34 protein-coding genes and 1 tRNA gene are annotated in these 26,743 nt (G+C 39.3%); 28 read left to right on the top strand and 7 right to left on the bottom strand.

The window, feature by feature from the left end; all coding sequences use genetic code 11:
- From clpP to ACH11B_RS16350, 6 genes are all read right to left on the bottom strand, one after another.
- Positions 1-696 (bottom strand): ATP-dependent Clp endopeptidase proteolytic subunit ClpP, encoded by a 696-nt coding sequence (gene clpP / locus ACH11B_RS16375; protein ID WP_013666191.1) that lies wholly within the window; start codon positions 694-696, stop codon positions 1-3.
- Positions 697-942: 246 nt separating this feature from the next.
- Positions 943-2,286: a trigger factor gene (tig, locus tag ACH11B_RS16370; protein WP_130857300.1), complete on the bottom strand. Its 1,344-nt coding sequence runs from the start codon at positions 2,284-2,286 to the stop codon at positions 943-945.
- Positions 2,287-2,347: 61 nt separating this feature from the next.
- Positions 2,348-2,429, bottom strand: a tRNA-Leu gene (locus ACH11B_RS16365).
- Positions 2,430-2,537: 108 nt separating this feature from the next.
- A complete protein-coding gene (locus ACH11B_RS16360) occupies positions 2,538-3,122 on the bottom strand; it encodes a chemotaxis protein CheB (protein ID WP_377609403.1) in 585 nt (194 codons plus the stop codon).
- A gap of 468 nt (positions 3,123-3,590) precedes the next feature.
- The gene (locus ACH11B_RS16355; protein ID WP_013666188.1) at positions 3,591-4,013 is read right to left on the bottom strand and encodes a VOC family protein; all 423 of its coding nucleotides are present in this window, start codon (positions 4,011-4,013) and stop codon (positions 3,591-3,593) included.
- Positions 4,014-4,438: 425 nt separating this feature from the next.
- The gene (locus ACH11B_RS16350) at positions 4,439-4,849 is read right to left on the bottom strand and encodes a hypothetical protein (protein WP_377609405.1); all 411 of its coding nucleotides are present in this window, start codon (positions 4,847-4,849) and stop codon (positions 4,439-4,441) included.
- A gap of 167 nt (positions 4,850-5,016) precedes the next feature.
- Between ACH11B_RS16350 and ACH11B_RS16345 the strand changes: the two genes are divergently transcribed.
- From ACH11B_RS16345 to ACH11B_RS16220, 26 genes are all read left to right on the top strand, one after another.
- Positions 5,017-5,268 (top strand): hypothetical protein, encoded by a 252-nt coding sequence (locus tag ACH11B_RS16345; protein WP_377609407.1) that lies wholly within the window; start codon positions 5,017-5,019, stop codon positions 5,266-5,268.
- On the top strand, positions 5,265-5,840 hold the full coding sequence (locus ACH11B_RS16340; protein WP_377609409.1) for a response regulator transcription factor: 576 nt from the start codon (positions 5,265-5,267) through the stop codon (positions 5,838-5,840). The genes ACH11B_RS16345 and ACH11B_RS16340 overlap by 4 nt, the downstream gene beginning before the upstream one ends.
- Before the next feature lie 5 nt (positions 5,841-5,845).
- On the top strand, positions 5,846-6,304 hold the full coding sequence (locus tag ACH11B_RS16335) for a hypothetical protein (protein ID WP_377609410.1): 459 nt from the start codon (positions 5,846-5,848) through the stop codon (positions 6,302-6,304).
- Positions 6,305-6,455: 151 nt separating this feature from the next.
- Positions 6,456-6,854 carry a hypothetical protein gene (locus tag ACH11B_RS16330; protein ID WP_377609412.1) on the top strand — a complete coding sequence of 133 codons (399 nt, stop codon included), beginning with the start codon at positions 6,456-6,458 and terminating at the stop codon, positions 6,852-6,854.
- A 6-nt stretch (positions 6,855-6,860) separates the two neighbouring features.
- A complete protein-coding gene (locus tag ACH11B_RS16325) occupies positions 6,861-7,223 on the top strand; it encodes a hypothetical protein (RefSeq protein WP_377609414.1) in 363 nt (120 codons plus the stop codon).
- A 123-nt stretch (positions 7,224-7,346) separates the two neighbouring features.
- On the top strand, positions 7,347-7,814 hold the full coding sequence (locus ACH11B_RS16320) for a hypothetical protein (RefSeq protein ID WP_377609415.1): 468 nt from the start codon (positions 7,347-7,349) through the stop codon (positions 7,812-7,814).
- Between the two features lie 5 nt (positions 7,815-7,819).
- Positions 7,820-8,182 carry a hypothetical protein gene (locus ACH11B_RS16315; RefSeq protein WP_377609417.1) on the top strand — a complete coding sequence of 121 codons (363 nt, stop codon included), beginning with the start codon at positions 7,820-7,822 and terminating at the stop codon, positions 8,180-8,182.
- A 3-nt stretch (positions 8,183-8,185) separates the two neighbouring features.
- Positions 8,186-8,578, top strand: a complete 393-nt coding sequence (locus ACH11B_RS16310) for a hypothetical protein (RefSeq protein ID WP_377609419.1) — start codon at positions 8,186-8,188, stop codon at positions 8,576-8,578.
- A 144-nt stretch (positions 8,579-8,722) separates the two neighbouring features.
- On the top strand, positions 8,723-9,325 hold the full coding sequence (locus ACH11B_RS16305; RefSeq protein ID WP_377609421.1) for a hypothetical protein: 603 nt from the start codon (positions 8,723-8,725) through the stop codon (positions 9,323-9,325).
- The gene (locus tag ACH11B_RS16300) at positions 9,325-9,531 is read left to right on the top strand and encodes a hypothetical protein (protein ID WP_377609423.1); all 207 of its coding nucleotides are present in this window, start codon (positions 9,325-9,327) and stop codon (positions 9,529-9,531) included. The genes ACH11B_RS16305 and ACH11B_RS16300 overlap by 1 nt, the downstream gene beginning before the upstream one ends.
- Positions 9,528-10,064, top strand: a complete 537-nt coding sequence (locus ACH11B_RS16295) for a hypothetical protein (RefSeq protein WP_377609425.1) — start codon at positions 9,528-9,530, stop codon at positions 10,062-10,064. Before ACH11B_RS16300 ends, ACH11B_RS16295 begins: the two co-directional genes overlap by 4 nt.
- Positions 10,039-11,160, top strand: a complete 1,122-nt coding sequence (dnaG, locus tag ACH11B_RS16290; protein ID WP_377609427.1) for a DNA primase — start codon at positions 10,039-10,041, stop codon at positions 11,158-11,160. The genes ACH11B_RS16295 and dnaG overlap by 26 nt, the downstream gene beginning before the upstream one ends.
- Before the next feature lie 16 nt (positions 11,161-11,176).
- Entirely contained in the window at positions 11,177-13,642 is a 2,466-nt protein-coding gene (locus ACH11B_RS16285) for a hypothetical protein (protein WP_377609429.1), read from the top strand.
- Positions 13,643-13,921, top strand: coding sequence for a hypothetical protein (locus ACH11B_RS16280; RefSeq protein ID WP_377609431.1), 279 nt, complete (start codon positions 13,643-13,645; stop codon positions 13,919-13,921).
- Between the two features lie 244 nt (positions 13,922-14,165).
- Positions 14,166-14,582: a hypothetical protein gene (locus tag ACH11B_RS16275; RefSeq protein ID WP_404273979.1), complete on the top strand. Its 417-nt coding sequence runs from the start codon at positions 14,166-14,168 to the stop codon at positions 14,580-14,582.
- A 32-nt stretch (positions 14,583-14,614) separates the two neighbouring features.
- Positions 14,615-15,370: a hypothetical protein gene (locus ACH11B_RS16270; RefSeq protein WP_377609434.1), complete on the top strand. Its 756-nt coding sequence runs from the start codon at positions 14,615-14,617 to the stop codon at positions 15,368-15,370.
- Positions 15,371-15,697: 327 nt separating this feature from the next.
- Positions 15,698-16,513 (top strand): zinc ribbon domain-containing protein, encoded by an 816-nt coding sequence (locus tag ACH11B_RS16265; RefSeq protein ID WP_377609435.1) that lies wholly within the window; start codon positions 15,698-15,700, stop codon positions 16,511-16,513.
- A gap of 72 nt (positions 16,514-16,585) precedes the next feature.
- Positions 16,586-17,458: a hypothetical protein gene (locus tag ACH11B_RS16260; protein ID WP_377609437.1), complete on the top strand. Its 873-nt coding sequence runs from the start codon at positions 16,586-16,588 to the stop codon at positions 17,456-17,458.
- A 421-nt stretch (positions 17,459-17,879) separates the two neighbouring features.
- The gene (locus ACH11B_RS16255) at positions 17,880-18,380 is read left to right on the top strand and encodes a hypothetical protein (protein WP_377609439.1); all 501 of its coding nucleotides are present in this window, start codon (positions 17,880-17,882) and stop codon (positions 18,378-18,380) included.
- A 95-nt stretch (positions 18,381-18,475) separates the two neighbouring features.
- Positions 18,476-18,949, top strand: a complete 474-nt coding sequence (locus tag ACH11B_RS16250) for a hypothetical protein (RefSeq protein ID WP_377609441.1) — start codon at positions 18,476-18,478, stop codon at positions 18,947-18,949.
- Positions 18,950-19,000: 51 nt separating this feature from the next.
- Positions 19,001-20,299: a S49 family peptidase gene (locus tag ACH11B_RS16245; RefSeq protein WP_377609442.1), complete on the top strand. Its 1,299-nt coding sequence runs from the start codon at positions 19,001-19,003 to the stop codon at positions 20,297-20,299.
- A gap of 34 nt (positions 20,300-20,333) precedes the next feature.
- A complete protein-coding gene (locus ACH11B_RS16240) occupies positions 20,334-21,308 on the top strand; it encodes a hypothetical protein (RefSeq protein ID WP_377609444.1) in 975 nt (324 codons plus the stop codon).
- Positions 21,309-21,383: 75 nt separating this feature from the next.
- Positions 21,384-21,860, top strand: coding sequence for a hypothetical protein (locus tag ACH11B_RS16235; RefSeq protein ID WP_377609446.1), 477 nt, complete (start codon positions 21,384-21,386; stop codon positions 21,858-21,860).
- Positions 21,861-21,863: 3 nt separating this feature from the next.
- Positions 21,864-22,616: a hypothetical protein gene (locus tag ACH11B_RS16230; protein WP_377609447.1), complete on the top strand. Its 753-nt coding sequence runs from the start codon at positions 21,864-21,866 to the stop codon at positions 22,614-22,616.
- 77 nt (positions 22,617-22,693) lie between these two features.
- Positions 22,694-22,951 (top strand): hypothetical protein, encoded by a 258-nt coding sequence (locus ACH11B_RS16225; protein WP_377609449.1) that lies wholly within the window; start codon positions 22,694-22,696, stop codon positions 22,949-22,951.
- Between the two features lie 51 nt (positions 22,952-23,002).
- Complete coding sequence (locus tag ACH11B_RS16220; RefSeq protein ID WP_377609451.1) at positions 23,003-23,311, top strand: hypothetical protein; 309 nt, start codon at positions 23,003-23,005, stop codon at positions 23,309-23,311.
- 172 nt (positions 23,312-23,483) lie between these two features.
- Here the strand turns inward: ACH11B_RS16220 and ACH11B_RS16215 are convergent, their stop codons facing one another.
- On the bottom strand, positions 23,484-24,419 hold the full coding sequence (locus tag ACH11B_RS16215) for a helix-turn-helix transcriptional regulator (protein WP_377609453.1): 936 nt from the start codon (positions 24,417-24,419) through the stop codon (positions 23,484-23,486).
- 70 nt (positions 24,420-24,489) lie between these two features.
- Here ACH11B_RS16215 and ACH11B_RS16210 point away from each other — a divergent pair, with 70 nt between their 5' ends.
- Both ACH11B_RS16210 and ACH11B_RS16205 read left to right on the top strand, forming a co-directional pair.
- Positions 24,490-24,729 (top strand): hypothetical protein, encoded by a 240-nt coding sequence (locus tag ACH11B_RS16210; RefSeq protein WP_377609455.1) that lies wholly within the window; start codon positions 24,490-24,492, stop codon positions 24,727-24,729.
- An 8-nt stretch (positions 24,730-24,737) separates the two neighbouring features.
- The gene (locus tag ACH11B_RS16205; protein WP_377609457.1) at positions 24,738-26,711 is read left to right on the top strand and encodes a hypothetical protein; all 1,974 of its coding nucleotides are present in this window, start codon (positions 24,738-24,740) and stop codon (positions 26,709-26,711) included.
- Positions 26,712-26,743 lie beyond the last annotated feature (32 nt).

Raw genomic sequence — 26,743 nt, 5'->3', positions numbered from 1 at the left:
TTATTTATCTTTCTTTCCTAATAACACTTCATCGATCATTCCGTTTTCCTTTGCTTCGCCCGACGTCATCCAAAAGTCGCGGTCTGATGCCTTTTCTACCCAATCATAAGACTGTCCGGAATGATCAGCAATTATCTGATATAATTCTTTTTTAAGCTTTAACATCTCACGTAGATTGATTTCCATATCAGCAGCAACACCTTGTGCACCACCTGAAGGTTGATGAATCATTACACGTGAATGTTTTAGCGCAGCGCGTTTTCCTTTTGCACCTGCAACTAGCAATACAGCACCCATAGAAGCAGCCATGCCGGTACAGATAGTAGCTACATCCGGTGAAATATATTGCATGGTATCATAGATACCCAAACCTGCATAAACGCTACCACCTGGTGAGTTGATATAGATTTGTATGTCTCTATGTGCATCAGCAGATTGTAAAAACAATAACTGAGCTTGAATTATATTAGCCACCTGATCGGTTACAGCATCTCCTAAAAAGATAATTCTATCCATCATCAAACGCGAGAAGACGTCCATTTGGGCGACGTTTAGCTGGCGTTCTTCAATAATATAAGGAGTCAGCGACACCGGCATTTGTTGCTCTACCCGATTGATAAAACTATCCACATGTTGACTTCCTATACCGTGGTGTTTAACAGCGTATTTTCTAAATTCATTTTTATCTATACTCATGATTTTTGCCTTTTGCCTAGCTAATATATAAGATTAATTCTAGAATCTCGAATGATAGCTTGCGTGAATACTATTTTTTTACTTTCAGGTATCAAAGAATGCGCCAAGCATTCTTAACACGACATTGAACGATCAAAACTGACAGAATGCCTTATCCGAAATAAAAAACTGACAAAATATAACTTAGCGACAATAGAAAAAGCCACCCATTTTTCAAACGGATGGCTTTCTAAAAAATTATGCGACTTACTTTAATTCCAGGAACTTATTATAGTCTATTTCTTTTTTATTCAGCTTCACGACACCTTTTAAGAAATCAAAAACCTTCAAGGCTTTTACCTCTTCGAACAGTCTGTTCGCCTGTTCCTTATCCTGCAGAAATTGAACCGTATACTGCGCTAGTTGTTCTTCGCTGATTGGCTCGGGACTGTACATTTTAAATTGGGCCGCGATACGCTCCTTAGCTAATTTAAAAACTTCTTCGTATTTGATTTCAAGCTTATTTTCCGTAATGATTTTATTTTCAATCAAGGTCCACTTTAAATTTTTAACAAAATCGTCGTAGCCTTCTGAAAGTTCTTCATCGGTCAATTTCTCGTTAGTCGCTTTTAACCATTTTCTCAGGAACTCATCAGGAAATTGTACATTCACTTTTTCCATTCCCAAGTTGTAAAGGTCTTGTTGTAAACGTTGATCAGAATTTTGAACAAGCATCGACTCAACCTCTGAAGTGACACGAGCCTTAAACTCTTCTTCGGTTTTCACTTCATCTTTACCAAAAAGTTTATCAAAAAGCTCTTGGTTTAAATCAGCTTCCTCCAAGCGGTTTACATTTTTCACAACCAACTTGAAAGTTCCTTCGGTTAAAGCTGCTGCCTCCTCTTCCGTTATATTCAAGATGCGCGCTATCGTATCGTCTTTGAATGCTTTTTTTAAGTCGATTTTAACCTCATCGTCTTTTTTAAGCCCGATCAAAGACTTTTTTATCTTTTTATCATCTACAAGATCCGTACGCACGGAAGCTGTATTCGATATTCCGCCTTCTAAAGCATTTCCGCTAGCATCTAATTGCGTTAATGTGCTATATAAAACATCTCCATCTTCTGACACTTCCGGATTCGTCATTTTTCCATAGCTCTTACGAAGATTTTTGATACGCGAAGCCAAGGTTTCATCATCTACCTTAATATCATATTGGGTCACCTTGTCTTTTTCACTAAATGGCACTTCAAAAGCCGGTGCCAAACCAATTTCGTATTGAAATTTGAACTCATCATTGAAATCCCAATTATAAGAAGACTCAGAGCCCTCTTTTGGAAGCGGTTGACCAAGCACCTCTACTTTATTCTCCGTAAGATAGTTATTTAAACTATCGCTTACCAGCCGGTTAATTTCATCAAAAAGAATCGCTTTACCATAAGTCTTTTTGATGTGGGAAGCCGGCACCATGCCAGGACGGAACCCCGGGAGCTTAGCCTTTTTTGCTTGTTCCTTTATTGCTTTGTTTACACGATCCGTGTAATCTGCAGGGGTAATTTCTACATTGATAACTGCATTCAGGTCGTCTACTCTCTCCTGTGAAATGTTCATTAGTTGCGTTTTAATATGCTTAATACAAAAATTCCTCCCGATATTGTCGGGAGGAATCAAGTGCGGAAGAAGGGACTCGAACCCCCACGCCTCTCGGCGCCAGATCCTAAGTCTGGTGCGGCTACCAATTACGCCACTTCCGCAGTACTTAGTGTTATTTTGGACTGCAAAACTAACACATTAAGGCATTCCCTCCAAATATTTTTTAAACAAAATATTCAAAAAAAGTTAACACATTGATAATAGGAGCATTAATTTTCTTCAACTAAGCTCTTACAATATGCTTTCAATTGTCCGTCCAAAAGAACTGCGGTAACAGCACCTGTTTCAATGGCCGCCCGCGGCATTACATCAACCAATGCGGCACTCGGATCCTGTACAAGGGTCTTGCCGCCATACTTGTAAACAGCTCGTAGGCCTTCGGCGCCGTCCCTATTGGCTCCTGACAATAGGATTGCCACCAGTGATTTTTTATAAACTTCGGCGGCACTTTGCATGCTGACATCAATAGACGGCCTACAGTAATGGACTGGTTCTGATGCGTCTAAAGATATACTGCGATCTTTTTCAATTAATAGGTGATATCCTGCTGGCGCAAAATAAACTGTACCTGCTTGTAATGTTTCTTTTTCTTCTGCCGATTTCACCCGAAGTACACATTTATGCTGTGCCATTTGTTCCAACGAGCTTGCATACTTTTCGTTTCGGTGAACAATGACCAACACCGCAAAGCCGACATCTTCCTTCAAGCTAGACAACAAATCCATTAAAAGCATCATTCCTCCCGCTGAACAAGCGATGATTAACAATTCAATGCTAACGTCTTTATTTTGCATACCCCACGATAAAAATAAAAATAGTTAGTCAAAATAGGTAAATTCTCAAGGATCCTACATTAAAAATGAAGGTTTTTCTTAATCAACTTTTCTGGCGTTGTAGACTATTACACCTGATTGCAAAAGGGCGAGCATAATGTAACGGATGCCTCCTATTTAATGGGTTACAAGTATGTTCATCATTTCAGTAAAGCTTTCAAGAAAAAATACGGCTTCACGCCAAAAAATATCGGGAAATAGACATTTCGTACCACCAAAAAACCTTTTAGTGTAAGAAAAACACCTTTCTGTGTAAAAATTTCTTTATCCTGAAAAAAAACGATTTACTTCGTATCAGTTTTTATATCAAAAGGCACTTACTTTCATTTTACACATTAGGTTAGGTTGATTAAAAAACAGTAGTTTTACCTCACTTCCCCAAAGTGAGGTTTTTTTATGCCCGATAATGTCGACCAATACGGCTTCATATTAAACCTCAGGGAGAAAAGCGGGGTTATAAACAATCTCCCAAAGATGACCGTCCGGGTCTTGGAAATATCCTGCATAACCGCCCCAAAAAGTATCGGAAGCAGGCTTAATGACTCTTGCACCCGCATTATCAGCATGCTCCATAATGAAATCCACTTCTTCTTTACTGCTAACATTATGTCCGATTGTAAATTCGGTAGCGGAAGAATGTTGCAACCGGATACCCGTGTCATGCGCTATACTCTTCCTTGGCCAAATTGCCAGCTTTACACCGCTTTGAAGATCAAAGAACGCTACTGCGCCATGCTCAAACTCTTGCCCTATAATTCCGTCCGAAGGTAAGCCCAGGCCTTCATGATAAAATTGGTACGATCTCTCGAGATCGTCCACACCAATGGTTAATACAGAAATTCTTGGTTTCATTTTTTCTATGTTATAAAACGTCTTCTTCGCTTTTATCCGTTAATTGACTAAACAGAAGGCTCGCTTATTATCAATTTTACATGATGCCTTATACAGTTCCAAACAATTGTCTTGCGGATATGTGCGTGGAATAAAAATAATAATCTTTAATAACTTGTCGTAGGACTTGTCTCCTTAACCAATTAAAGGATCTCAATAAATGGTGTCATTTAAATGAGGTAAGTTAGCTCATAACTGGCTGAAAAGAATTCTTTTGAAGTTTACCATGAATTAACGAATCGTCCGAAACAGCTATTTGGGGATATGAAAAAGGCAGCAAGTTAAAAACTTGCTGCCTTTCGGTTTTAGTACCCAGGGCCGATGTCTATTAATTATTGATTATTAGATAGTTACAAACTTTGTTACTAGCAATGTTGGAAAACGGACTATGTTAGATGCAATCCTCTCTTCTCCGCTTCGGCTTTCATTAGATCCAGGAACCCGATAAATTCCGACTGTACATTCTCAAATGCACCGCTAATGTTAACTTGTAAGGTGAGTTCCGAGATCCTGGCTTTTGGTTTACGTCCGTTTGTTTTATAAGGTTCTCCATTTTCCGAAGCCACTCCCATGAACGACAGATCATCCTCCCGGATTATCTTGTCTTTATAAATCTGAATAAAATCCTTCTGCAAAATTTTGGAAAAGGCTTTGATTTGGCTCAAAGTCATATCGTCACGTTTGAGTAACTCTGTGATACCTTTACGTGACATTCCCATCTGTTGTGCAACGTAGGTTACAGACAGGCCATTTTCGCGTATTGCGTTTCCTATAATTTCTCCAATTGATAAATCCATGTTACAAAAATGCAAATTTTATTTCCCTAACAGTCAGATTCTTACGGCTATTTAGGTTGCAAAAGTGTCACCTTAACTTGCCAATTACAGTTTTTAGTTACACATTTGTAACGCAAAGGTACCAAAGTTGTAACTTATAGCATATACTCTAAATACAGTAGACAATTATGGGTGATAAAGAAATCGCAGAAATCAAAAAGGCGCTGCCTTACGGTGGAGTCGCCAAGATAGCCGAAAAGCTTACTATCCCGCATAGTACGGTATCACAAATTCTCAACTGCGAGCGAAAAAATGAGAAATGGCGAGGCGCGGTTATCGACACCGCGTTGGAGATAATTGAAGAGCATCGGATTGAGGAACAAGCCAGGGACGAAAAGAATAAGGAGCGGATTCAAAAACTTAGAAACCTCGTACAATGATTAAAACATTGGAAATCCCTCACTTTCCTGCAGGACTGGTATGCAATAAGGTTGAAATATTCGCTAACGGAGATGAGCCTCATTGCTTAACCGGTGGTCAAACATATTCATTTGAAGATTTTTCTGACCGTACAAAAGAGATCCTGCAAGAATCGCTCGATAATAGCGACGATGATGTTCACGAAGGGTTAACCCTAATGGGTAAAATTGACCAAGAAGATCGCCTCAAGCAGTTTACATATTGCATGTTTGGCGGGTTCGATCACTTCCATGACATTGACGAGAACGGGAAACTAGGGGACATAGAATACTTTGATTGCGGAAAGCGCGGTAATTGTCCAGGAGAATTTCTTGTATGCAAGTTACCTCAAACCGACAATGGATCCTTAACGAAAAGCGAGACTCAGGTACTTAAACTTATCCGCTATGGAAAAACCGTTAAAGAAATCGCTTATGAAACCCATACATCTGAGCTAACAATTAAAACTCATATCCAAAACATAAAGAAAAAAGTTGGCTACGGTCGCATGGCCGAGCTGGCTGTATTTGCTTTTGCTAAACAATTAAACTGAATGCCATGATAACAATAGATCGCACATTCAACATTTCTAAAGAAGCAATCGACATTGCACTTAAGTACCCAAAAAGGGCACACCGTAAGGTGGACGCGATAACTGCAACCACTGATCACCAGATCAACAATTTCATAAACAAAAAGGTAAAAGCCTTTTTGTTAGAAACGCTTAGCAAGTATGTAAAGCAGCGCCAATTCATATTAACTCACTTTGCTCCGGACGATAAGTCAAAATACACCCAGCTGTATGAGTTAGATCGGATAATGCGAGAGGTCGACAGATTGCAATCCGCTCGTGTTGTTGTAGTAATGGCTGCTATCTATTGGATGGAGGGTGCACTTAAGACTACCTCCCCCCTGCCCAATTCTAAATATTATAAACATTACGAAGAACTGATTTTACCAATGATTGAGTTTTGCCGGGTATACTCCTTTGAGCATAGACGCAAGGCTAGGACATAAAGAGCGTGGATAGGGAAGCGTCGCAACGTAGTTCTTTGAGCCCCTTGTGTATGATCGATTTGGAGATTTGGATAATGACGCAACATTATTTTGGAACATAGCCCCGTAAGTTGCATCGGGGCTTTAAAATCAACTTTAAAAATTTTAAACAATGGAATCTCTTTTGGAAGTACTTAGACAAGAAATTGAAGCCGAAAAACGCTTTTTAAAGCACCTTCCTGTGAACAGTGCTGCTTTCACCTCTCTCTCTAAAATGATCTATGAAAAAACGGCTATTTATAATGCAGCAAAGCAGATTGATGATTCGGAGAATAGAGCTAGCGAAAAAAGCCATTCCTGCCTCTGCTTCTCAAAGGCACTAGAAAAAGTGAGTAAGTCTATACCGGAAGATTACTGGATATCGGATGTAAACATCCCAATGAAAGTTGTCCGTCCAGGTGTATTACAAATAGGAACATTCAAATCCTCGCTTAGCCAAAAGAAAATGGCTATAACTCTAAAAATCAAATATTGCCCTTTTTGCGGTAATTCTATTAACAATCAAAACTGAAATATTATGAATAACACAACCGAAAAATTTGACCTATGGTGCATTGTTGAACTGTTCGGACATAGCAAGATTGCAGGGCGCTGCACTGAGCAAAATGTAGCCGGTACAAATATGCTCCGAGTAGATGTTCCGGAAACAAGTGTAAATCCGGCTTTCACACGATTTTTTAACCATGCAGCCATCTATGCCATCAACCCCGTGAGCGAGGATGTTGCAATATTTATGGCCGACAAACTGAATACTAAGCCTATCGATTCGTGGGATATACGGCAGTTTCAGGAGAAAGCATTGCAACAGAAAGTCATCGGGCAACCTGTAGATCGGGATGATGACGATGAAGATATCGAAGAAGGCATTGATTATATATAAAATGGTTATGGCACTTTTTGCAACATCAACAATCATTATCTCAATGCTTACCTGGTTGCTAATAGGATACAGCATTGGACGTATTCACCAACGTAGAATTTACAGGAGAAGGAGGCGCGGGTTATGAGGTACATGAAACGAAAATGGACAGATGAGCGCAAGCTCGAACTGATTGAAAAGTTCAATCCCAACTTCATCTCCTCAATAGCTTCGTACTTCCGAGTTTCGGAGGAGGATTTGTGCAATCAGGCTAGGAAGTTGAGGCTTTATAACAACTTCAAAAGACCAGATACCGTAGCGAAACCAAAAATCGGTCGACCTACATTAACCGCCGAACAAAAAGAAGCTTCAAAAAGGCGTCAGGAGGAACTAGCCAAGCAGAAAAAAGCAGAAAAGAAAAAGCGAAAGCCGGATATGAACAAGGAGCCGGAAAAAAAGCAAGAATATGTCCGTAAACCTTTCACGCCGTATATGAGTTCGAAAGACGGTCGTGTACTTCAACTTGACAACAAAACCCAAATCACCCTTAGGCCCGGTGCAGATCCGGCACAAGTAATTGCCCGGTTCCAAGCACGCAATTCAAGTTTTTAATTTCTATGAGAGACACTAATATCAAAGCGTTGGCTGATTCAATTGCCGAATCTATAATGGACGAGAGGTGCTTCAACAAGGAAAATATTTCGGCTCTGATAGCCGCAAAGATTGGACCTCCCTTTAGGGCTCTTTCAAATATTGTGAATGCAAACAACACGATTTTGCGAGCTGATCATGAAAAGTGCGTCAGCGAAAAGGAATTGATGATTAAGAGTCTCCGTAAAAAACTACGGCTTTATCAAGGCCAACTTCGTCAGCATGTGCCTGATAAATACCGAAAAATAAAAGAGTTTATTGGGGCAAGGATGCACATATGGTATCTGAAAGTGAACGACTATAACCCAAACTGGTATAAGAAAAACTAAAATATGAAACGCATTTATCAACTAACGAATACCGATTTCGACTGGCAATGTACGATCGCCATCGATGAAGATCATCTGATAAGTCAATCAGGGTCAGAATCTTTTTACGCTAAGGACATAATTAAATATATGGTAGAGTTTTGGGTAGGATGGGAAACCAGGCTAGAAGAAAATGAGGGCGATTACATCAAAACATTTCTACAACAGTTGGCAAGACAAGTTTTATATCTAGCTATTGAAAACCCTAGATACAACATCTCGGGCATCATTGCTTCGTTTCGGGATTTAGAAGGTTGGTCTATCCCTGATGGATCTGACGGGATCGAACTTGTTTCCTTTGATAGGATAGAGATTGAACACGAACGGTTTCAAGTGGAGGAGGTTGAAAATGGATAATGTCACGTATACACACGTCGAGCACGAAGAGGAAGAACCGGCATCAAATCTTGTGACGCTTGCTTATATAGTCGGAACTCCTGTTGCGTCTGCAGCAGTAATAACAATTGCAGTTTACTTCTTTAAATGGATCGGAGGTTTAATATGAAAAAAATATCAATTGAAAATCTACAGTACGTAAAAAGCCCGGTATCTAATGGCGGATGGATAACCAAAGACAAGGTTTACAAGTTGCTGAATCCGGTAGATCCTACAAGATACGGTCGGATTACGAACGATAGGGGTAAATTATCTCTCATTTTGTTAAACGACTTCTGTCTACATTTAAATAAAGTAGGCGAAAAAACACAACATAAGTGGATCCCATGCGACGAACATGGTGAGGAGGTGGAGCTATTTTATAAAGACGGACGTAATGAATTTATCAGCGGGCAATATGTTGATGCTATTAATGCTAACGGGGATATCACAATAGAGGCTTTTATACCCAACATTGAAGATCCTCAAATACGGTCAACCATTGCGCACATCGGTAATATAAGTAGCGCTAGCGGAATGGAACTATTAAACACCGCTAAATTATTCGCAGCCTCTAAAGATCTGTTGGAATGCCTGGAATGGCTAATGTCAAAGGTATCGGATCTCAATGGCGACATTTCAATGTTCGGTATGGCAAAATGTTATGAAGCCATAAAAAAAGCCCGCGGAAACTTTGACAACCTTTCTAACAAAAAACCCTTTGAATAATGAACGCAGAAAGAATATTAGCAACTATTACGCTATTTGCGGAAATAGAGGAAGCCGCCAGTAAAGCAAAAATGGCCATTATGTGGGATAATGGCGACGGAGACAATCCAACCTTCGTTCGAGCAATGAAAATTGCCGATAAAAAATTGGTGGAGATATCCCATAAAGTAAATCAAGCTGCACACCTAATTCAACCTTTGCCATGATTGATTATTCTAAGTACTTAGTAAAAGGACAGCGAGTTTTAGCAAGTGATCCTGAGGAGATATCCTTTGGTGATGGCGAACCTGGGACCATTGTAAAAATAGCAGACGCCTTTACAGACAGACCGAATTTTATGTCAGGAAGCGACATAGCTACCGTGAAATTAGACAAGGGCGACATTGTAGAAAACAGAGTTAAAGATTTAAGTCTTCTATTCGAAAAAACCGCCAAATTCACCTATGACAAAGTAAAAGAAGGAGTCCTTTTCACAACTAAGACAGATTTCAAGGCCTATACATATGCATCCCATAGGGACTTCATTTACCAAATTTCATCTTATCGGGATGAGTTATATATCACAAACGATTCGAAAACAATTTTCAAAATCGGGATCCCCACAGAATGGTGTAAAAGCCTGACGGTATCTAAATGGTGTCTCAACAAATTAATGATGGTAAAAATTCCATTCAAAGACCTAATCGTATTAATGCCCCATAAACAAACTCGCAATGATAACGCAAAAGTCAATAGATGAAGTTAAAGACACTACGGATCTGTTATCGATCGTAAAGGAGTACGTCCCGGATCTACACAAAAGAGGTAGCAGCTATATCGGCTGTTGCCCTTTCCATGATGAGAGCACCCCAAGCTTTCACGTCAACGCAGGCAAGGGTTATTATAAGTGCTTTGGTTGCGGCGTTTCGGGAGGTGCAGTTGATATCGTAATGGAAAAGGAACGCTATGATTTTCCGAATGCCATTAGACATTTAGCCAAGAAAGCGAACATCACATTGGAAGAAACGTCCGGGTTCGGCGAGGATAAAGATCTGCAGGAAAAGAAAGCCTCGCTGTATGAGCTTAACCGTGGCGCTGCAGTACATTTTTCCAAACAACTTGCTGATTTACCACATAACCATTGGGCCAATATAGAATTGATAGCGAGCCGTCGGCTAACGATCGAAAGCTTGCTTTCTTTTCAAGTAGGATATGCTCCGGATGATTGGCGATTTATTACCGAAAAGATGATGAAGCAGGGGCATTACCAGGCGGGAGAGGAATTAGGATTGATAACGAGAAAAGATGAAAAGACCTTTGATACTTTCCGTAACCGAATCATCTTCCCCATTCAAGATGAAAACGGTAGAATCGTCGGATTCGGCGGAAGGAAGCCAAACGATGGCGATAGCAAAAACCCGAAGTACCTAAACAGTAAAGCATCTGTTGTTTACAGGAAAGAATCAACTTTTTACGGACTTAACCAAGCTTACAAAGCGATTCGTAAAATGGATACTGCCATTTTGGTAGAGGGTTATTACGACGTGATCATGATGCATCAATCAGGCATCGAAAACACCGTTGCCACGTGTGGCACCGCCCTAACTGAATCGCATGCGCAAAAACTTAAGCGTATCTGCAGCAAGGTGATACTTTTTGCCGACGGCGATGACGCCGGGATTAGATCGATGCTAAAATCAATTGACATTTTAGTGCAAGCAGGATTGAGCGTTGATGTATGCGAGCTCCCGGAGGATGAAGATCCCGACTCTTTTGCTCGCAGTTACCTACCTATGGAAACCAGTGTGATTTATGATAAAGAAAAGGACAAGCTTCTTTTAATGAAGGGCTACTAAATATATACAACCTAACATGGATAACCCTGTATTTGAATATATACAAGAGAACAAGCAGAACGGCATTATGTATAAAGCAGACTATCTGCTTTTCAATGCTGAGGACGATATTGAAGCTTTAGACAATGCTATTGCGGAGATAGCTGAGGTCATTTCCTTTTTACCATCCGAAAGCCTACAGGAAGATTACGCAAGCAGGATATCCAAAAACCACAAAATAAAAATTGGTCGGATTACGAAACGGATCAAGGAATTGATCAACGTAAGGGAAGAAAAGGAAAAGGAGTTACGAGAGAAGGAGAACGGCCTCCCCTCTTGGATAGAGGCAAAACGCTTTTATCAACTTGGTTTTGATAGTAAAGTTGACGGGTACGAGCATACCGGGATATATTTTCATATGGGATCCGACGGCTGCAGACAGCTAACGAATTTTACTATGAAACCGCTGATCCACGTCTACAGTGAAGATGATAATGAAAATAGGCGTTTGACGGAAGTTAACAACGGTGTTTCGAAAACCGTGATGGAACTCCCCTCGAAAGCGTTTACATCCGTTGACCAATTCGAATCAATTCTAATGAATAAAGGTGTCTTTTTTCTTAAGGACGGATTCACAAAAAGCAATCTCAATAAACTCAAAGCAGTATATCTAAAGGAATATCCAAAATGCTATGAGCTTAAGACGTTGGGATGGCAACAGGAAGGATTTTGGGCGTACAGCAACAAAGTGTTTACCGACAGCTTGCAAAGCTTCAACGAGTATGGTTTTGTCGCCGTCGGCGAAACGAACTATCTAAGTATGGCAGCCAGTAACATCCAACGCGAAGTTAGGAAAGAAGACGATGCGCTTAAGAATGATCGGTATCTAACCTGGCAACAAGCGCCGATTGATTTTTCGGAATGGGCTACTTTAATGTGTAAGGTATATGATATTCATGGTTGGTATGCCGTTGCCTGTTCGTTCGTTGCACTATTTCGCGATATCGTTTACGAGGTCGATAATTATTGTCCGCACTTATATCCTTACGGAGCCGTACAAGCCGGTAAATCTAAATTTGGCGAATCGTTTAGCAATTTATTCTTCAACAATATGCCCGCATTCAACCTCAACCAGGGCACCGATTTTGCATTTTGGAATCGACTAGGACGCTTTCGTAATTGCCCCGTTGTTCTAAACGAGTTTGATGAGAATGCTATTAAGGAGGAATGGTTTAGAGGAATAAAAGCTGCAGCAGATGGTGAAGGTCGAGAAAAAGGTACGGGACGAAAAAACAGAACAACTTCAATGGAGGTCAATTGCTTTATTGTTTTGATCGGCCAGTATCTATCAACCAAAGATGATGCATCCGTATTGTCTAGATCGATTCCGAGAGCATTCAAAGAAAACAACAACCGAACCCAGGAACAAGTAGCTAATTACGAGAAATTAAAGCGTTACGAAAAAAATGGTTTATCAGGGATCTTAACTGAAATGCTTGCGTTCAGAAAAGAGGTTAGTGACAACTACGCATCATCATTCTCCGAAGTAATGAAAGAGATGACGAAATCCATCAACAAGGATGGAATCCACGTAAAGACCAGGATACAAAAAAACTTCTGCACGTTATTAGGCATGGTCAAGATCCTGATTGATAAGATGCATTTTCCGTTTACTTATGATCAGTTTTTCGAAGACTGTAAAAGTGAGATCATCAAACTAAGTTCAATGATAAGTGAAAGCGATTCGTTGGCCAACTTCTGGAAGATGCTCGAATTTATGGTAGGTCAGGAAATGATAGAACCTGGATTCGACTTTAAAATTGAAACCGTACAAGAGGTTTCCTTACTGATCAGTCGCGCCGATGTTGGCCCCGATGGTACTAACACTAAGAAGCAAGTGTTTGATGAACCGAAACGTCTGTTATTCCTCCGGTTGAATAGCGTACACCCATTATACTTAAAAGAGTTCCGCACCCAAACCGGTAAAACCGGGCTTAACTACGACACGATCCTTACCTACATGAAAGATCAACCTTACTATTTAGGTAATAACAAAAGCAGTTCCTTCCGATCGAAAAACGGAAAGAGCACCATCACTTCCAGTTTCGTTTTCGACTACGATGCAATGAATGTGAACTTAATAATCGATGAAGATATTCCTGGTCGGGAAGAAACATTTACCGGGGAGATAACTGGAAAGGCAGCAGAAGTGAAGGAAATCACATCAGGTGTATTAAAATCCCATTTCAAAATAAAGATCGATCGATCCTATAAAAAGGATGGGTTCGATGTGATGAAGGTTGATTACATCGACGTATGGACGAATCAGTTGGATATGAATGACAGATTGAAAGTCGGCACTACGGTTAAGGTCAAAGGCCTCTACAATGAGAGGGGTTCCGGGGAGAGGGTCTACCGAGATATACAAGCAAGTAAAATAGACATCATCAACGTAGAGGCACTATTAGCCAATGCTGTTGAAGGCGATTGGACGGAGGCATAAATGAAGGCAACATCACCATCTTACTATCTAGGTCAACGATTTACCGACGCACAGGCGAGAACATTCACGATAGCCGGTTTGCATTACGAAGGTGCATCGGGAATCGTTTTGGAGTACAAAACTCAAGAGGGTTACAGGCTCTTTGCAGATGCCGATGTTCAATCTAATGTCCTGGTCACTGTAGATATCCTAGATGAAAAGGATTTCAGGGTATTTCAGAAACCCGCCAGTAAGATGGATGAGTTATTTAAGAATAAACAATTAATTACCATAACATGAACCTCATACTAAAAAAATTGACCTGCTCAATTCGTGGCCATCAGCCAACAATTGTAGAATATCCTCATCCTATTCCTATGTACCCAGGAGAAACCTTTAGGGAGACTCGCTGTAAGAGATGCGATTGCCTACTTGGTTTAAGAAGTTTTGAGAGATATAAACAACATATAGAAAAGTTTAAACCAATTATTAAAGACAGAAAACGATCATGATCAAACCTTCTAAAAAGAAAATCTATGTACTTATGATCAGCAAAACGTTTATGCGTGATCATCCCAAATGTGGTAAGCCGACAAACTTTAAAGAAAAGATATTGTCTGGTCAAAAAATTCACACGATCCGACTAGGAATAGGTTGGAAAAAAATTACTGGAGAGGTTAATGCAGGTATAGCAGTATTGTCCGTCAGAGAATGGTCAGGAGAGCCTTATAAATCTAAACAAGTTGAAATCGTCCAGTTTGAAAAAGCGGGTTGGCAATCGTTAGAAATTACAGAGCCAAGATTACCCAAACTTTTTATTGACGGATGTGACTACGGCATATCTCATATCGACACTATTGCTCACAACGATGGTCTAGATAAGTACGACTTTTACGACTGGTTTGATTTCCCATCCCCATTTATCGGAGGAATCATTCACTTCACAGATTTTAGATATTAACATTTGAAATACAAAAGAAAAGAAACTATACAATGGCGGTTTTAAAAAAGAATCGGATACTCGTAACATCCCCTATCGACAAGAGTATAAGCATTCAGGTTGAATTTGATGTGCACGTTTCGTCGGAGGGATGGTTTTCAACAACTATCCCTTTTGATACAGTTGAAAAGTTTAAATGGGCCGAAATTCCCTTGAATACGAATAGGCTAAGTAAGCCTGGTTATTACAAATCAAAAACAATGGATGGGATATATGATCAGATCAAAAACGATTGTGAAATGTATGTCAGTTCAGAACTTATCGATGAGAAAATTGTAATAAAATACTCTATAATAACCAATTGTAGTTATTGCATCGATGATAATGGTGGCATTGTTCCCAACGGTCGATGGGTTGGAGAGAACTACCAGTGGAAAGAAGGAACTGAAAGACAAAATGCAACTGAGCGAAGTCCTTTTGGAATTAAAATATTTGCAAAGCCTTATTTTAAAAAGACCTACCGTTTCAAAAATGGAAAGACTATCGATAAGTATGAAGCGTTTTCCGAATTTGGTAGCGGTACGATCTCAAGTGACGATAGCAGGTACTACCTTAGATGGCTACAAGGCCTAACCTCTATTGCCCACGAAAATGGGAAATTGAACGAAATTGAATACAATGAAAACATTGCTAAATTTTTTGTTGATGCTATTAAGGGTATCTGCTCCATTAATGAAAAAATCAAAGACCTTATTAATCCCGAATCGATAAAGGAATTATCTGAAAACAACATAAGACTATTAAAATAAATGGTGGCCATCCGTGCCTCCCCGATATCTATAAAAAAGATATTACACCAATTAAATTCATACGCAATGAGACTTAGACTACTAATGTATGGAGCTTGTTTAATAGCCGGGCTGTTAATGAAAGCATGTGATGATGATAGATTCGAACCTGAAATTTTAAAGGATCGAGATCGGCATCAAATTGACACTTCTAGAAAAGTGATCAGAGATACTAGCGAGTTACGACGACCGATAGCAAAATATAAAAGAGAGTAGAAAAGCCGGACTATGATCCGGCTTTTTTGTTTTCTCATTTTTTCGCTTAATTTGTGAAAAATCTAAACTTATATGATGCCAACTATTCCCGATAACGTTTACAAAATATTAGTTGCGATAGGTCTTTTTATCGTTGGATACTCACAAATACAATCCGATAAATTAGATGAAAAGTTTGCCGTGACAAATTCTGAATACAGTAAGTATCTTGATAGTCTACATGAAGAAAGCAGAAAAGCGGACGATATGAAAGACGAATTGTTGTATGAGTCAGATATCTTGTCTACTAGAAACGGTGTTAAAAATCCAATAAAGGAGACTGATTCGTTACTTTTATTTACAAGGGTCATTTCAAAAAACAAAAATGAAACAGCGGTTAGTGACTCTTTAGCACCTAAATTCAGGGTATACAAACGAGTAAATAAGCATCTAGGCGCTTCATTGAAAGACCATGAGTTTAAAAAAAAATTTTTCGAGCTAGAAAGACAAAGTAGAGACATTCGGAAGGATATATACCTATACTTGCAGTTTATTGGATTATCTGTTGCACTCATAGGATTCATACAACTTTTATATATACAAATGACGAACGATAGGAAATTGATGTATGAAGTAAGAAATACCATTGGTCCCATCAGGTGTCAATCATGTGCTAGGCGTTTTACAGCCGTAAGACCAAAAGGCAAGAATAAAGATGGATCCTATAATCAAAATTTTTGCATGGATTGTTATACGGAAGGTGAATTTACGGAACCTAATTTAACATTTAAGGAGGTTTATACAAGAACTAAAAACGGACTTTCCATCTCCTATAGAATACTTTTTTCCGCGTATTTATACTTTATTATCAAAAATTTAGATAGATGGTCTGGAAGGAATAAATATTAAGCTAGTACTAAAATAAAACAACGAATTTTTTCCTCTTTTGCATTTTGTTTGTGAATTAAAATCTAAACCGATATGTCAGAAAAACAATCATTCATTTCTCAAGTCAATGAACGCTTAGGCAGTCCATTGTTTTTTTCATTCATTGTCTCTTGGCTATTTTGGAACTGGGAGATCGTTATTGGACTTGTTTGGTATAATGCAGATAATATAGAGAAATACGGATTTAAGTCTTACCGGACTTTGATTGATAGTTATGCAAATGCATGGTACAACTATGTTATTCCGATGGGATTTGCATTACTCTATACATTCGGATGGCCTTTCGTAAGGAACAAAATCGACGAGTTCTTAGCAAAGAAAAAAAAGGAAAATGAATTAGCAATCCGTGAAATTGACAAAGGGAGGTATGTACCTATTGAAATGCTTGTCGAGCTCCAAAAATATAATGATGAAACTCAGAGCACAATCATTTCGCTATCTGAAAACATAAAGAAGAACAACGAAGAATCCGGAAAATATTTAAAAATGTATAACGACGAACATGAAAAATATAAAAAAGCATTTGCTCGTATTTCTGAATGGATCGATCTGAACGACCTCGACTTTTTAAAGGGATCTTGGCAACTTACCTATAGTGAACGAACAGACCCGAACGAAACCGGGACGTTTACTCCCATTGAAGAAATAACCGTTGGGATAGACAAAAATCGCATCACCGTCACGACATGGCATACATATGAGATTAGGTTCGGAGCGTACAACCTAACCGAAGGAATATTTTTCGTCTATTTGGATAAAGTTAATTATGCAAATATTCCGCAAGAGGCTCAACGAAGCCATTTTGACCTCACTGGGTTCTATGTCTTCAAACCAAATAGTGAACGAACGAGTATGTCTAGTGAGCGAACTAATGGGAATAAAATGATCACATTAATTAAACAATAGATTTTCGATTTGACATCCGTTCCAAACATTCCAAAGCAAAACGCTTAATTTCCCGCACCGTTCCTTTCCATTCCTAATCCGATCCAAAATCGGGTAAAAAACAAAATCAAAATTATTATTAAGAAAAATAACGCACATAGCCTGCAATAGGCTATGTTTTGAACTTATTTTTTAATCGGTTCAAGTACATTCTTGCTAATAGAAAGAAAATTATTCCTATTGTTCCAATGTTCCAAATAACGAACATAATATATGTCTATTGTATTTAAACTTATATAAATACTTTTTAAGCTATTAGGAACACTTTGGAACGCTTGGAACACTTTGGAGCTTTGGAACACGTTCCGTAAAAAATAGAGTATCCTAGAGCTAGTATTAAAGTTTACAAGGCATTTCCATATGGCACATAACATTCTCACATGTGAGAAAAAATCGTTACTTTTATATCATGATTGTAACCTTACCTATAGCTGTTAGTCAAGAAGTTAAGCTATATCTTAGTTCCAAATTACCAGTGGATCCGTTCGTCCTTACTCGCAAAAATAAATTCGGCTTGTTCCTGGACAATTGCTTAAGCCGATATAATGCGGAAACCGATAAACTATTAGATAAGAAAGTAGACCTCAGTGCTTATAATGATGTGCTAAGGATCCAGTTAACCGAAAGCAAGTTTCGATTAAAGGGTTTTTACTTTTCGAACGAAAAGCAACGAGACTTTAATTACTTTGTCACTCGCATAATGTACGATGACTTTTACGACTATATGTTGTTTCATCATCAGCTTAACCAGGAGAAAGTACAACAGGCTATTTTGGACTGGCGAGAAAAAAGAAACCTAAATGAGGACGTTTTAAGCTACAAAACTTTGGCAAAATCTTACGAACGTCACAGAAAAGAGCGCAACGAATTGATTATCAGTTAGTAAAAAAATGTATGCAAATTGTCGCTTTACTTGCATGAGTATCTTTTATACACTTGTCGTTTAGATAAGGCTATGTCCTCCCCTCTTTTGTTCGTATGATCACGAACTTTCCCACTAATCCGAAGATGAACTTAGCAGGTTTGTCCACCTTTCTGTTTATACCTAGATATCAGGTAAAAACAGTACCTGATATTGATTTGAAAATTATCAATACGCCGATTGAATTAAAGAGTGGATATGAATGGCTAAAAGGCTATTCTACGCTTGAAACGCTACAATTCACAGAGAAAGGCAACTCCGACGATCCAGGAACTAGTTGCGAACCTTCATTAAAAGGATTCATGCCTGGAGATCTTCCGGAAATCACCCTTCTGTTTGAAGAAATGGAGCAATTAAGACATGTTATAATTACTAAAGACATGATGGGTAAGCTCCGAATAGTAGGATTACATGAGCCATTAGAATTTACATCGAGTTTTAATTCAGGTCAAAATGTAGGCGACTCCAGGGGATATTCATTCGAATTCTTTGGCGAAAGCTTAAAGAAGGCACCATATTATATGCGATAGCTGTTTTTTTGGTCGTTTTTAAGCCCTCCACTGGCCTCTAATATTGCAGAGATGAGCGAATTTAAAGTCATATCTGCAATCATGCGTGGCCGTTGGCTGCTTGATGATACGTTTATAGAATCCCACATCCCTCTAATAGCTAATGTGTTGAAGGGCGGTCGATACTCCTATAAAGATGATGAAGAGTACTCTCAAAAGTCTGCGATAAGCGCTGACGGTACCGTGAGATACGATCGATACCGGGGATTTTCGGAAGCACCAAGCGGATCCATCGCGAAGATACTTCTTAGAGGCCCGGTAATGCACTATGGTTGGTGTGACGATGGAACGAACGAACTAAATGAGCAATTCAATGCAGCCTATAACAGCCCTAATATCATAGGTGTTCTCCTTGACACCGATAGTCCAGGCGGGCAGGTGGACGGAACGGAATCTTTGGCCGAAACGATCTATACTGCTCCTAAACCTGTAGTTGGCTTTGGAAATAATGGTTATATCGCTAGTGCCGCTCTTTGGATCGCAACGGCCTGTAAAGAGCTCTACGTAGACGGTCCATTAACAATGATCGGATCTAAAGGCGTTTACCAAAGGCTCTATGATTTTAGAGAAGCGTTTAAAATGGCCGGAGTTGACATTATAGACGTGTATGCTCGTCAGTCAACCGATAAGAATAAGGTTTATATCGATGCTCTTAATAAGAAAACCGACGCTCTAAAGGATGAGCTTGACTATATCAATGACAAGTTTACTGCCGTAATAAAAAAACATCGCAACGGTAAGCTAACATCGGATGACTGGTTGACCGGTAAGCTTTACTACGCTGATGAAGCACACAAGATCGGTTTAATAGATGGCTATAAGACCAAAGCTCAAGCTATCGAAAGAATAAGAGAACTCTCTAAGACGAAGGGTTCTATTTCTCCTAAAACAATTTCTTCTCAAAAATCAATAAGTATGAATTTTCCAAACATCGAAGCCTTAGCGGGCAAAACAGAGATCTCACAGGAAGATCTAGACAAAGCTAATGGCGATTTAACAGTCGCCGGCATAACGGGACATACCATTGTAGCCGAAAGTTTTATTTCGGATGCTGCACAAGCGACTGCAGATCTTAAAGAAGCTAATACAAAACTTGCGGACTTGCAGAATCAATTAACCGCTTCTCAATCGAAGGTAACCAAATTGGAAACTAGCAACGCAACATTAAAAGATGTGATTGCCGGTCGCGCAAAAGAGCCAAGTGGTGCGATGACTGATAAAGAAAGTGGAAAAAAATCTGAGATCGAAGATCAGAACAATGAGCCACTCCCGGTATCAGCACATCAAAAATGGGCTAATGAGGTGGTATAAATAACAAGAATGTAAACCCTTATTTATAATCAAAATGACAGTTAATATTGATGAACTGATTGCCGAATTCGGCGCTCACTATCGCGATGGTGGTCAGGGAATGAAAGATTTACAGGTGAAACTCAGACATAGATCTGTAACACCTTCTCTATTTGCGTATCAGCCTACATCGGATACGATTCTTTATAAGGCTACCACCTCAATCAAACGGGTGATCCAGTCTTTTCAAAAGCAGTTTACACCTATTAGTGGTGGCGAATTAAAATTTGAATTGGAAAGTATTCCGCTTAACCACATTAAAATAGACGAGTCCATTTGGCCTGACGATGTGGCTCCATCATGGGCAGGCTTTTTAGCCGGTATTGATGAGTTAGACAGATCAAAATGGCCTCTATGTCGTTGGCTGATTGAGCAACATATTTTACCACAAGCGGATGAAGATTTGGAGCTTTTGGAATACTTTAAAGGTGAAGCCGTTATTCCAACCGAAGGCACCGCCGGTGCTGCCGGAAAATCGTTGAATGGTGTTCGCATCAAAATTCGAAACGGCTATGCTGCAGGAAAGACTCAAGCCATTACAATGGGTGCCATGCCAACGGATCCTGTTCTGTTGGTTGAGTATGTTGAGGATTTCATCAATCAAGTTCCTACGCTTGTTCGAAGAAATATCAAAACGATATCCCTTTCCGAAACCAAGGAGTTAGCATTTAGAATCGGCATGGATACTAAATACAACGATAAGTATGATCGAAAGCCGAATCTTTCTACGTTAAAGTATCATCCTATAACGGTTGTAGGTGTTCCGTCTCAAGAAGGAAGCGACCTGCTTTACGTGTCGCCTGAATTCAATAAAGTTCATGCCAAGCGTGGGGCTGGAAATAAAGGAAAATTCGATATCCAAAAAGATGGCAGAAATGTAAAGCTACTTTCCGACTGGTGGGAAGGCCTTGGATTTTGGTATTTGCCTTATGTCTATCATAACGATCAAGATCTTGTTGCAACACCTTAGTCACTACTTGATTTAGATCTGCGATTAATTAATACGATTATTAACGGAGCGAAATGCCCCACTAGTAAGTAAATAATGTCAAAGCAAGAAAAAAATGCAGTAAATGAGACTGCTAACATGGAGCAAACTACTCAGGATAACACAAATCCTGTCGATAACGGGCTAAGTTCTAAACTAGAATCATTAGAATCGGAAAACGCGCAACTAAAAAGCGAGAATGATTCTTTGAAAAGTGAGAATGAGAACTATCAGAACCTAATTACGGAACTGGAAGAGCAACTCTCTACTTTGCAATCAGAAAAAGAGGAGCTCATCCGTTCTTCTACCGAAGAAATAAGCCGACTATCAACGGAGTTGTCGGGTGCGCAAAAAGATGCGAAAGAAGGTCGCATTACGGCTAAAGTAGACGGCGTAAAGTATCAGATAGTGGGTAAGCGATTTAACTATAAAGGCAAAGAGATTACTCCTGAAACATTACAATCAGACGAAAAGCTGCTGCGTGAGTTAATTGAATTGAAGGTTGGATTTATTACGGAAGTAAAGGAGGATTAGTCAATGTATCTATTATCAAATAAAATAGTAAAGACCCTATTCATCGTATTGATGAATTTGGTTATTAGTGCGTTCTTCTGTAATGCTGCCGGATCGCCGGAATTCGCCCTACCTGGAGCGGCTCTGTTAACGGGCTTGTCCTTTGTCCCAAATGGCATGCCTCTTGGTTCCCTTGCTATTTCAATCAACGCAAAGGATATTTTATTTCCTCAAGGTAGGTTTAACCCAGGGGGAATAAAGCCGGGCGTATATTATGCTTTCGAAGAGGATATACAGAAATGGCCGGACGCTATGTTAAATGTAAACACAGAAACTGCCACTACCTTCTCGGAGCTTATAAACATACCAGCTACAGATCCATTCGTGTTTGTCGCGGGCAAGTCATTTAAAAAACTTTATTGCACGTTGGAAACGGGGGAAGTCAAGTATAGTAAAATAGGTGTCAGAGACGGCGCTGCCTGGCAACAAGGTGTCGAGATATCTTATCCTAGCAATGACGCAGAGATCGAGGGGTTTTTAGCATCAGCAGGAAACAGACAGATGGTGATTTTGGTGCCGGAACAAAGCGGACGAGTGAAAGTTGTCGGAATGCCCGGATATCCTGCAGTACTTGATACTACTGAGGGAACCAGTGGAAAAGCCGTAGAGGAAGGCAATGCTGCCGTGATCAATTTGATGAGTAAAGCCTCAGTTCCACCAATGATATATCTACCTCCCATCGAGCTAGGAGAAGAGGCTCCTGCTGGTGGTGCATAACATTTATTGTTCATTGTTTTAGTTTATAGTTGGTTACCCGGCTGCAGAGATGCATCCGGGTTTTTTCTTAAATCAATATGGAAGATAAAGCTTTTAGATTAGTGCATATACTTCAAGAGAAGTTTGTAGCACCTGAAAAAACGAACGGAGAAAATATATTGTTCACCTTTAAAGAGATTCTCGACGAGATAAAATTAATATGGAATCCTGATGGTGGCGAAGATGGTCAAAAGAAATGGGAGCACACCGATTTAATAGAAGCATTAGAGTATTTGAATTTTGATCATATTCGAAAACTGGATGGTGAAAGAGCTTACTTATTTGCCCGTAAATGAAAGCAATGTGTTTGTCGTTTCATAAAAGGCAATTGCCGATCATATTTGAATATGGCAATTGCAAGAATCGATAACTACCTAGCTAAAGAAAATCGAACATTCGAGGAAGGCCGAATGCTATATGAACAATATGGCACTAACATCTTCATTTTGGCGTTGATCCGATCGGGCACCGGTGCTTATCAATTCAAAAGGTTAATTGAGGCGCTCACTGAATTATCTACCAAAGGGTTGACCGATTCGCCTGCAAAGCCAGTCAGTCGCAATATTCCTATTCAGCCGAAAAAAAAGGAAATACCCGCGCTAGAAACATTTCACACAGAAGTTATAAGGGGGGTAATTCAACATGTACCAATTTAAGTAAATAAAAAAAGAGCAAAAAATGCGCAAACAGCCCAAAAAACGCAGATTTTAAAAAATGGCTAATAATTCCAGTTGTACAAGCAGCTTGAATTTGGTTGAATTTCGCTTGAATAAAAAGCGCAAATTTTAAAAAGGTTTTAAAAGGTGGTTTAATGCGTTATAAAAAGGTTTATTCTCCTAGCTTTTTCTTAACCATTTCTAGACCTGCTTCCAGATCATTCAGCCTTTGCCACATATCGGACGGCGCTTTAAACTCGGCACTAATATAAAGCCTAGCGTACCATATTTCTATGATATCTTCTGGCATTATTTTCAAATTCGGATAATCCTGTCTATTGTTAACTGCATCAGACTTTGCAACAATAAAGCCATACTCAAAAATCCTGTTTAAAACCCTTTTAACAACTATTCCACTAGTTTTAGTTACTACAATATAAACCCTATCATCTTTGATGTAGTCTAGGTTTTCAACCCACTCACCTACTACAATATCATGATTTTTTAATGTAGGTGTCATAGAATGACCTTCAACTTCAAACGCTCTATATGTGCCGTTTCTAAGTGTCGGCAAATTGTATGAGGGAAGTTCTTTTATATATTCTGGGTCACCATATCCTGATAGATAACCGGCTCTAGCTCGAACAGGAACTAAAGGAACATTATCACGTCCTAAATTATCAACTGTTACGACTTGAGGAACACCCATATTTAACGTAGGGGTTAGTGCAGGGGTTAGTTTTTTACCCTGTTTAGGGGTTAGGGTACTGGCTGATTTTGTGTAATTCTGGTCACTTTCTGTATATACTGGGTTGGGGGTATTGCTGTTTATACGACCGTTTAAAACAGGGGTGTTAAACATTTCGCCATTTCCAGTGAGTAGCCAAACTGCGTTAATTTCTACAAACATTTCAGTAATTGCTACAAGAATGTCAGTAGTTGGTGTAGGGTATTTACCTGTTCGGCTATCAATATTGAATAGTCTATTTAATCTTTGTTGCGAGATGCTAACTAATTTATCAGCAAAATTATTAACGTTACCATCTGAATAATAGTCAATTAACTGCTTTATTCTAAGGTTCAATGACGGCAACTGTTCTAAGGGCATAAAATATTTACTGAAATGTTTGTATTTTACTTACATGTTTGTATTTTTGTGTCAGCAAAGAGACACAAACATGAGCGAATTTACAAATATTAATTCCACTTGTACCAAAAATGCAGCAAAAAAGTATTTGATGACTGCTGAACAAGTAGCGGCACTAGTTCCATGTAGTGTAAGCTATGTTAACAAGATAAGGCAAGGAGTTAGGGTAGATAATAGTCCGAAAGCGAAGCTAGTTCGAGAAATAGACCTAATAACCTATGAGGGTACAAACAAACTTATTGAAGCGGTTAAGAAAATTGTAAAACTCTAGGGAACGCTATGCAGTACCACAATAACAATAGAATATGCCTTACTTACGAAGAGTTTGTACCCGCCATTATGACGGAATCAAACTATAAGTACCATAAGGCTAATAAGAAGATCACTGTACATGGGTACGGAGGTGTTGGCCGTGTGGTATTGATCGAGTTTGAAAGTTTACCGGATAAATATCGTAGATCAGTAATTGAAACGTACGGTAATCCCTACGAGTACATTGCCAAAGAACCTATTCTAAAGCTAATAGATTGGGACTATAAAGCAGAAAGCTACTACAGGGAATACGTATTGCCAAGCGGGGGGAAATTACCCGCTGTTGATACTGATAGTAACGGCAAACCTATAATTAACTACGTTAAAAGGTATACCCAAGCGGCCAACTGGCTGAACATGCTAGCTAGAATTACAGAGGACAAGCGCGCGTTGAAACGTGAACTTAATATAAGTATGGCGGCTTTTTGGCAAACGGCTACGGAGCTAATTGTTATTAAGAAGATCAATCTGCCAACTAACGAAAGACGGCTAAAAGATAAGCTTGAAAAGTATAAGGGTAACGGCTATGAGACGCTTATAGAAAAGCACAAATTTGGCAATAGCTATAGGGCTAAAATCAATGACGAACTATCGGAAGCGGTTCTAAAGGCCATGCTAGAAGTTAGAAATAAGCATGACGATACCGTAATAGCTGATGATTATAACAAGTGGGCTAAAGAAAACAATTATCAACCTATCAGCCCCGAAACCGTAGGATATAGGCGGAGGATGTGGGCATCAGAATTGATGCTAAGCCGTGAGGGTATAGCCAAAACTTACAATAAACTAAGCAAACATATACACCGTGATCGTGCAAGTGCCCCGCTTCTGTTAATCAACAGTGATGATAATAACCTAGATGCTTACTTTATTAATGGCAAAAACAAGTATTACAGACCCGTATTATATGTGGTTATTGATGCTTTTAACGATTATATACTAGGTTATGCCGTTGGTGATGTCGTTACTAAGGAATTAATTTACGAAGCGTACCGCAATGCATTCGCGCATGTATGTGAAATGACAGGGGGGCAATACTTATGGAGGCAAATACAAACCGATCATTGGGGGATAAGTGGTAAAAATACTACTGAATTAGAACAGTTTTATAATAGCATGGGTACGTTTACCCCCGCGGGACATAAAAACGCGCGCACCAAGTACGTTGAAGCTTCATTTGGTACAATTTGGCATCAAGAGCTTAAAAAGGTATTTACCGACAATTATAGCGGACCAAACATACAAAGTAAGGAAAAGCTTAATCCAGATACCTTAATCACTTCTAATTTTCCAGACGTTAGCGAAGCCCCTTCCATGATCGCTAAGCTAATAGACAACCTTCGAAATACGAAACGCAAAGGGTCGGAAATGACAAGGCAACAAGAATGGATAAACGCCTTTATCAATTCGGAAAAGAGCAAGAAAAAGGCTATCAGCAGCGAAACAAGGCTTTCACTATTCGGAAAGCAAACTAAGTTACCAATAGCTGTAAGTGCCGCGGGTATCGTCTTTGAACTGAATAAAACTAAACGTACATATGAATTAAGCCAAAGGGCTATATTCGATAATATTGGTAAAAAAGTACAGGTAACCTATGACCCGTACAACTTTGACGAAATTCTTATTACTGACGGAAATACTTACCGTGAAGTTATACCCCTATTCCAGAACACTAAAGCGGCTCTAGCCGATCAACAAGAAGGCGATAGAGCTAGATATAACAATTTAATGGCTGAAAAAGCAACTTTAATGGATATGATTAAAGAACCTTTAGAAGCACGTAAGGCAGCTTTAGAACGTGCTAAAATAGATACTGAAAGTCGCATAAATGCAGGGGTTTTGATAAAAGAAATTAGCCATAAAGATACTAAGGTGATGGGAGCTATTGAGGCGGGTGCTAGTGATGCCGATTTAGAAAATTCAATATTCGATTTATACTAACAAAGAACGGTTACCGTGCAGGGTAACCGCTC

The organism is Olivibacter sp. EAT-5, from assembly GCF_044784325.1.
GTDB lineage: Bacteria > Bacteroidota > Bacteroidia > Sphingobacteriales > Sphingobacteriaceae > Olivibacter > Olivibacter oleidegradans.
This window is presented reverse-complemented; position numbering and strand designations above follow the sequence as displayed.

Bases quoted from the DNA above. Each gene is read 5' to 3' on its own strand.
- ACH11B_RS16245 (WP_377609442.1), top strand. From the start codon at position 19,001: ATGAGCGAATTTAAAGTCATATCTGCAATCATGCGTGGCCGTTGGCTG.
- tig (WP_130857300.1), bottom strand. From the start codon at position 2,286: ATGAACATTTCACAGGAGAGAGTAGACGACCTGAATGCAGTTATCAAT.
- ACH11B_RS16210 (WP_377609455.1), top strand. From the start codon at position 24,490: ATGAGCGAATTTACAAATATTAATTCCACTTGTACCAAAAATGCAGCA.
- ACH11B_RS16260 (WP_377609437.1), top strand. From the start codon at position 16,586: ATGTCAGAAAAACAATCATTCATTTCTCAAGTCAATGAACGCTTAGGC.
- dnaG (WP_377609427.1), top strand. From the start codon at position 10,039: ATGATAACGCAAAAGTCAATAGATGAAGTTAAAGACACTACGGATCTG.
- ACH11B_RS16340 (WP_377609409.1), top strand. From the start codon at position 5,265: ATGATTAAAACATTGGAAATCCCTCACTTTCCTGCAGGACTGGTATGC.
- ACH11B_RS16295 (WP_377609425.1), top strand. From the start codon at position 9,528: ATGATTGATTATTCTAAGTACTTAGTAAAAGGACAGCGAGTTTTAGCA.
- ACH11B_RS16355 (WP_013666188.1), bottom strand. From the start codon at position 4,013: ATGAAACCAAGAATTTCTGTATTAACCATTGGTGTGGACGATCTCGAG.
- ACH11B_RS16300 (WP_377609423.1), top strand. From the start codon at position 9,325: ATGAACGCAGAAAGAATATTAGCAACTATTACGCTATTTGCGGAAATA.
- ACH11B_RS16310 (WP_377609419.1), top strand. From the start codon at position 8,186: ATGAAACGCATTTATCAACTAACGAATACCGATTTCGACTGGCAATGT.
- ACH11B_RS16215 (WP_377609453.1), bottom strand. From the start codon at position 24,419: ATGCCCTTAGAACAGTTGCCGTCATTGAACCTTAGAATAAAGCAGTTA.
- ACH11B_RS16330 (WP_377609412.1), top strand. From the start codon at position 6,456: ATGGAATCTCTTTTGGAAGTACTTAGACAAGAAATTGAAGCCGAAAAA.
- ACH11B_RS16240 (WP_377609444.1), top strand. From the start codon at position 20,334: ATGACAGTTAATATTGATGAACTGATTGCCGAATTCGGCGCTCACTAT.
- ACH11B_RS16235 (WP_377609446.1), top strand. From the start codon at position 21,384: ATGTCAAAGCAAGAAAAAAATGCAGTAAATGAGACTGCTAACATGGAG.
- ACH11B_RS16220 (WP_377609451.1), top strand. From the start codon at position 23,003: ATGGCAATTGCAAGAATCGATAACTACCTAGCTAAAGAAAATCGAACA.
- ACH11B_RS16265 (WP_377609435.1), top strand. From the start codon at position 15,698: ATGATGCCAACTATTCCCGATAACGTTTACAAAATATTAGTTGCGATA.
- ACH11B_RS16345 (WP_377609407.1), top strand. From the start codon at position 5,017: ATGGGTGATAAAGAAATCGCAGAAATCAAAAAGGCGCTGCCTTACGGT.
- ACH11B_RS16305 (WP_377609421.1), top strand. From the start codon at position 8,723: ATGAAAAAAATATCAATTGAAAATCTACAGTACGTAAAAAGCCCGGTA.
- ACH11B_RS16285 (WP_377609429.1), top strand. From the start codon at position 11,177: ATGGATAACCCTGTATTTGAATATATACAAGAGAACAAGCAGAACGGC.
- ACH11B_RS16230 (WP_377609447.1), top strand. From the start codon at position 21,864: ATGTATCTATTATCAAATAAAATAGTAAAGACCCTATTCATCGTATTG.
- ACH11B_RS16335 (WP_377609410.1), top strand. From the start codon at position 5,846: ATGATAACAATAGATCGCACATTCAACATTTCTAAAGAAGCAATCGAC.
- ACH11B_RS16250 (WP_377609441.1), top strand. From the start codon at position 18,476: ATGATCACGAACTTTCCCACTAATCCGAAGATGAACTTAGCAGGTTTG.
- clpP (WP_013666191.1), bottom strand. From the start codon at position 696: ATGAGTATAGATAAAAATGAATTTAGAAAATACGCTGTTAAACACCAC.
- ACH11B_RS16205 (WP_377609457.1), top strand. From the start codon at position 24,738: ATGCAGTACCACAATAACAATAGAATATGCCTTACTTACGAAGAGTTT.
- ACH11B_RS16270 (WP_377609434.1), top strand. From the start codon at position 14,615: ATGGCGGTTTTAAAAAAGAATCGGATACTCGTAACATCCCCTATCGAC.
- ACH11B_RS16280 (WP_377609431.1), top strand. From the start codon at position 13,643: ATGAAGGCAACATCACCATCTTACTATCTAGGTCAACGATTTACCGAC.
- ACH11B_RS16320 (WP_377609415.1), top strand. From the start codon at position 7,347: ATGAGGTACATGAAACGAAAATGGACAGATGAGCGCAAGCTCGAACTG.
- ACH11B_RS16315 (WP_377609417.1), top strand. From the start codon at position 7,820: ATGAGAGACACTAATATCAAAGCGTTGGCTGATTCAATTGCCGAATCT.
- ACH11B_RS16325 (WP_377609414.1), top strand. From the start codon at position 6,861: ATGAATAACACAACCGAAAAATTTGACCTATGGTGCATTGTTGAACTG.
- ACH11B_RS16225 (WP_377609449.1), top strand. From the start codon at position 22,694: ATGGAAGATAAAGCTTTTAGATTAGTGCATATACTTCAAGAGAAGTTT.
- ACH11B_RS16275 (WP_404273979.1), top strand. From the start codon at position 14,166: ATGATCAGCAAAACGTTTATGCGTGATCATCCCAAATGTGGTAAGCCG.
- ACH11B_RS16350 (WP_377609405.1), bottom strand. From the start codon at position 4,849: ATGGATTTATCAATTGGAGAAATTATAGGAAACGCAATACGCGAAAAT.
- ACH11B_RS16360 (WP_377609403.1), bottom strand. From the start codon at position 3,122: ATGCAAAATAAAGACGTTAGCATTGAATTGTTAATCATCGCTTGTTCA.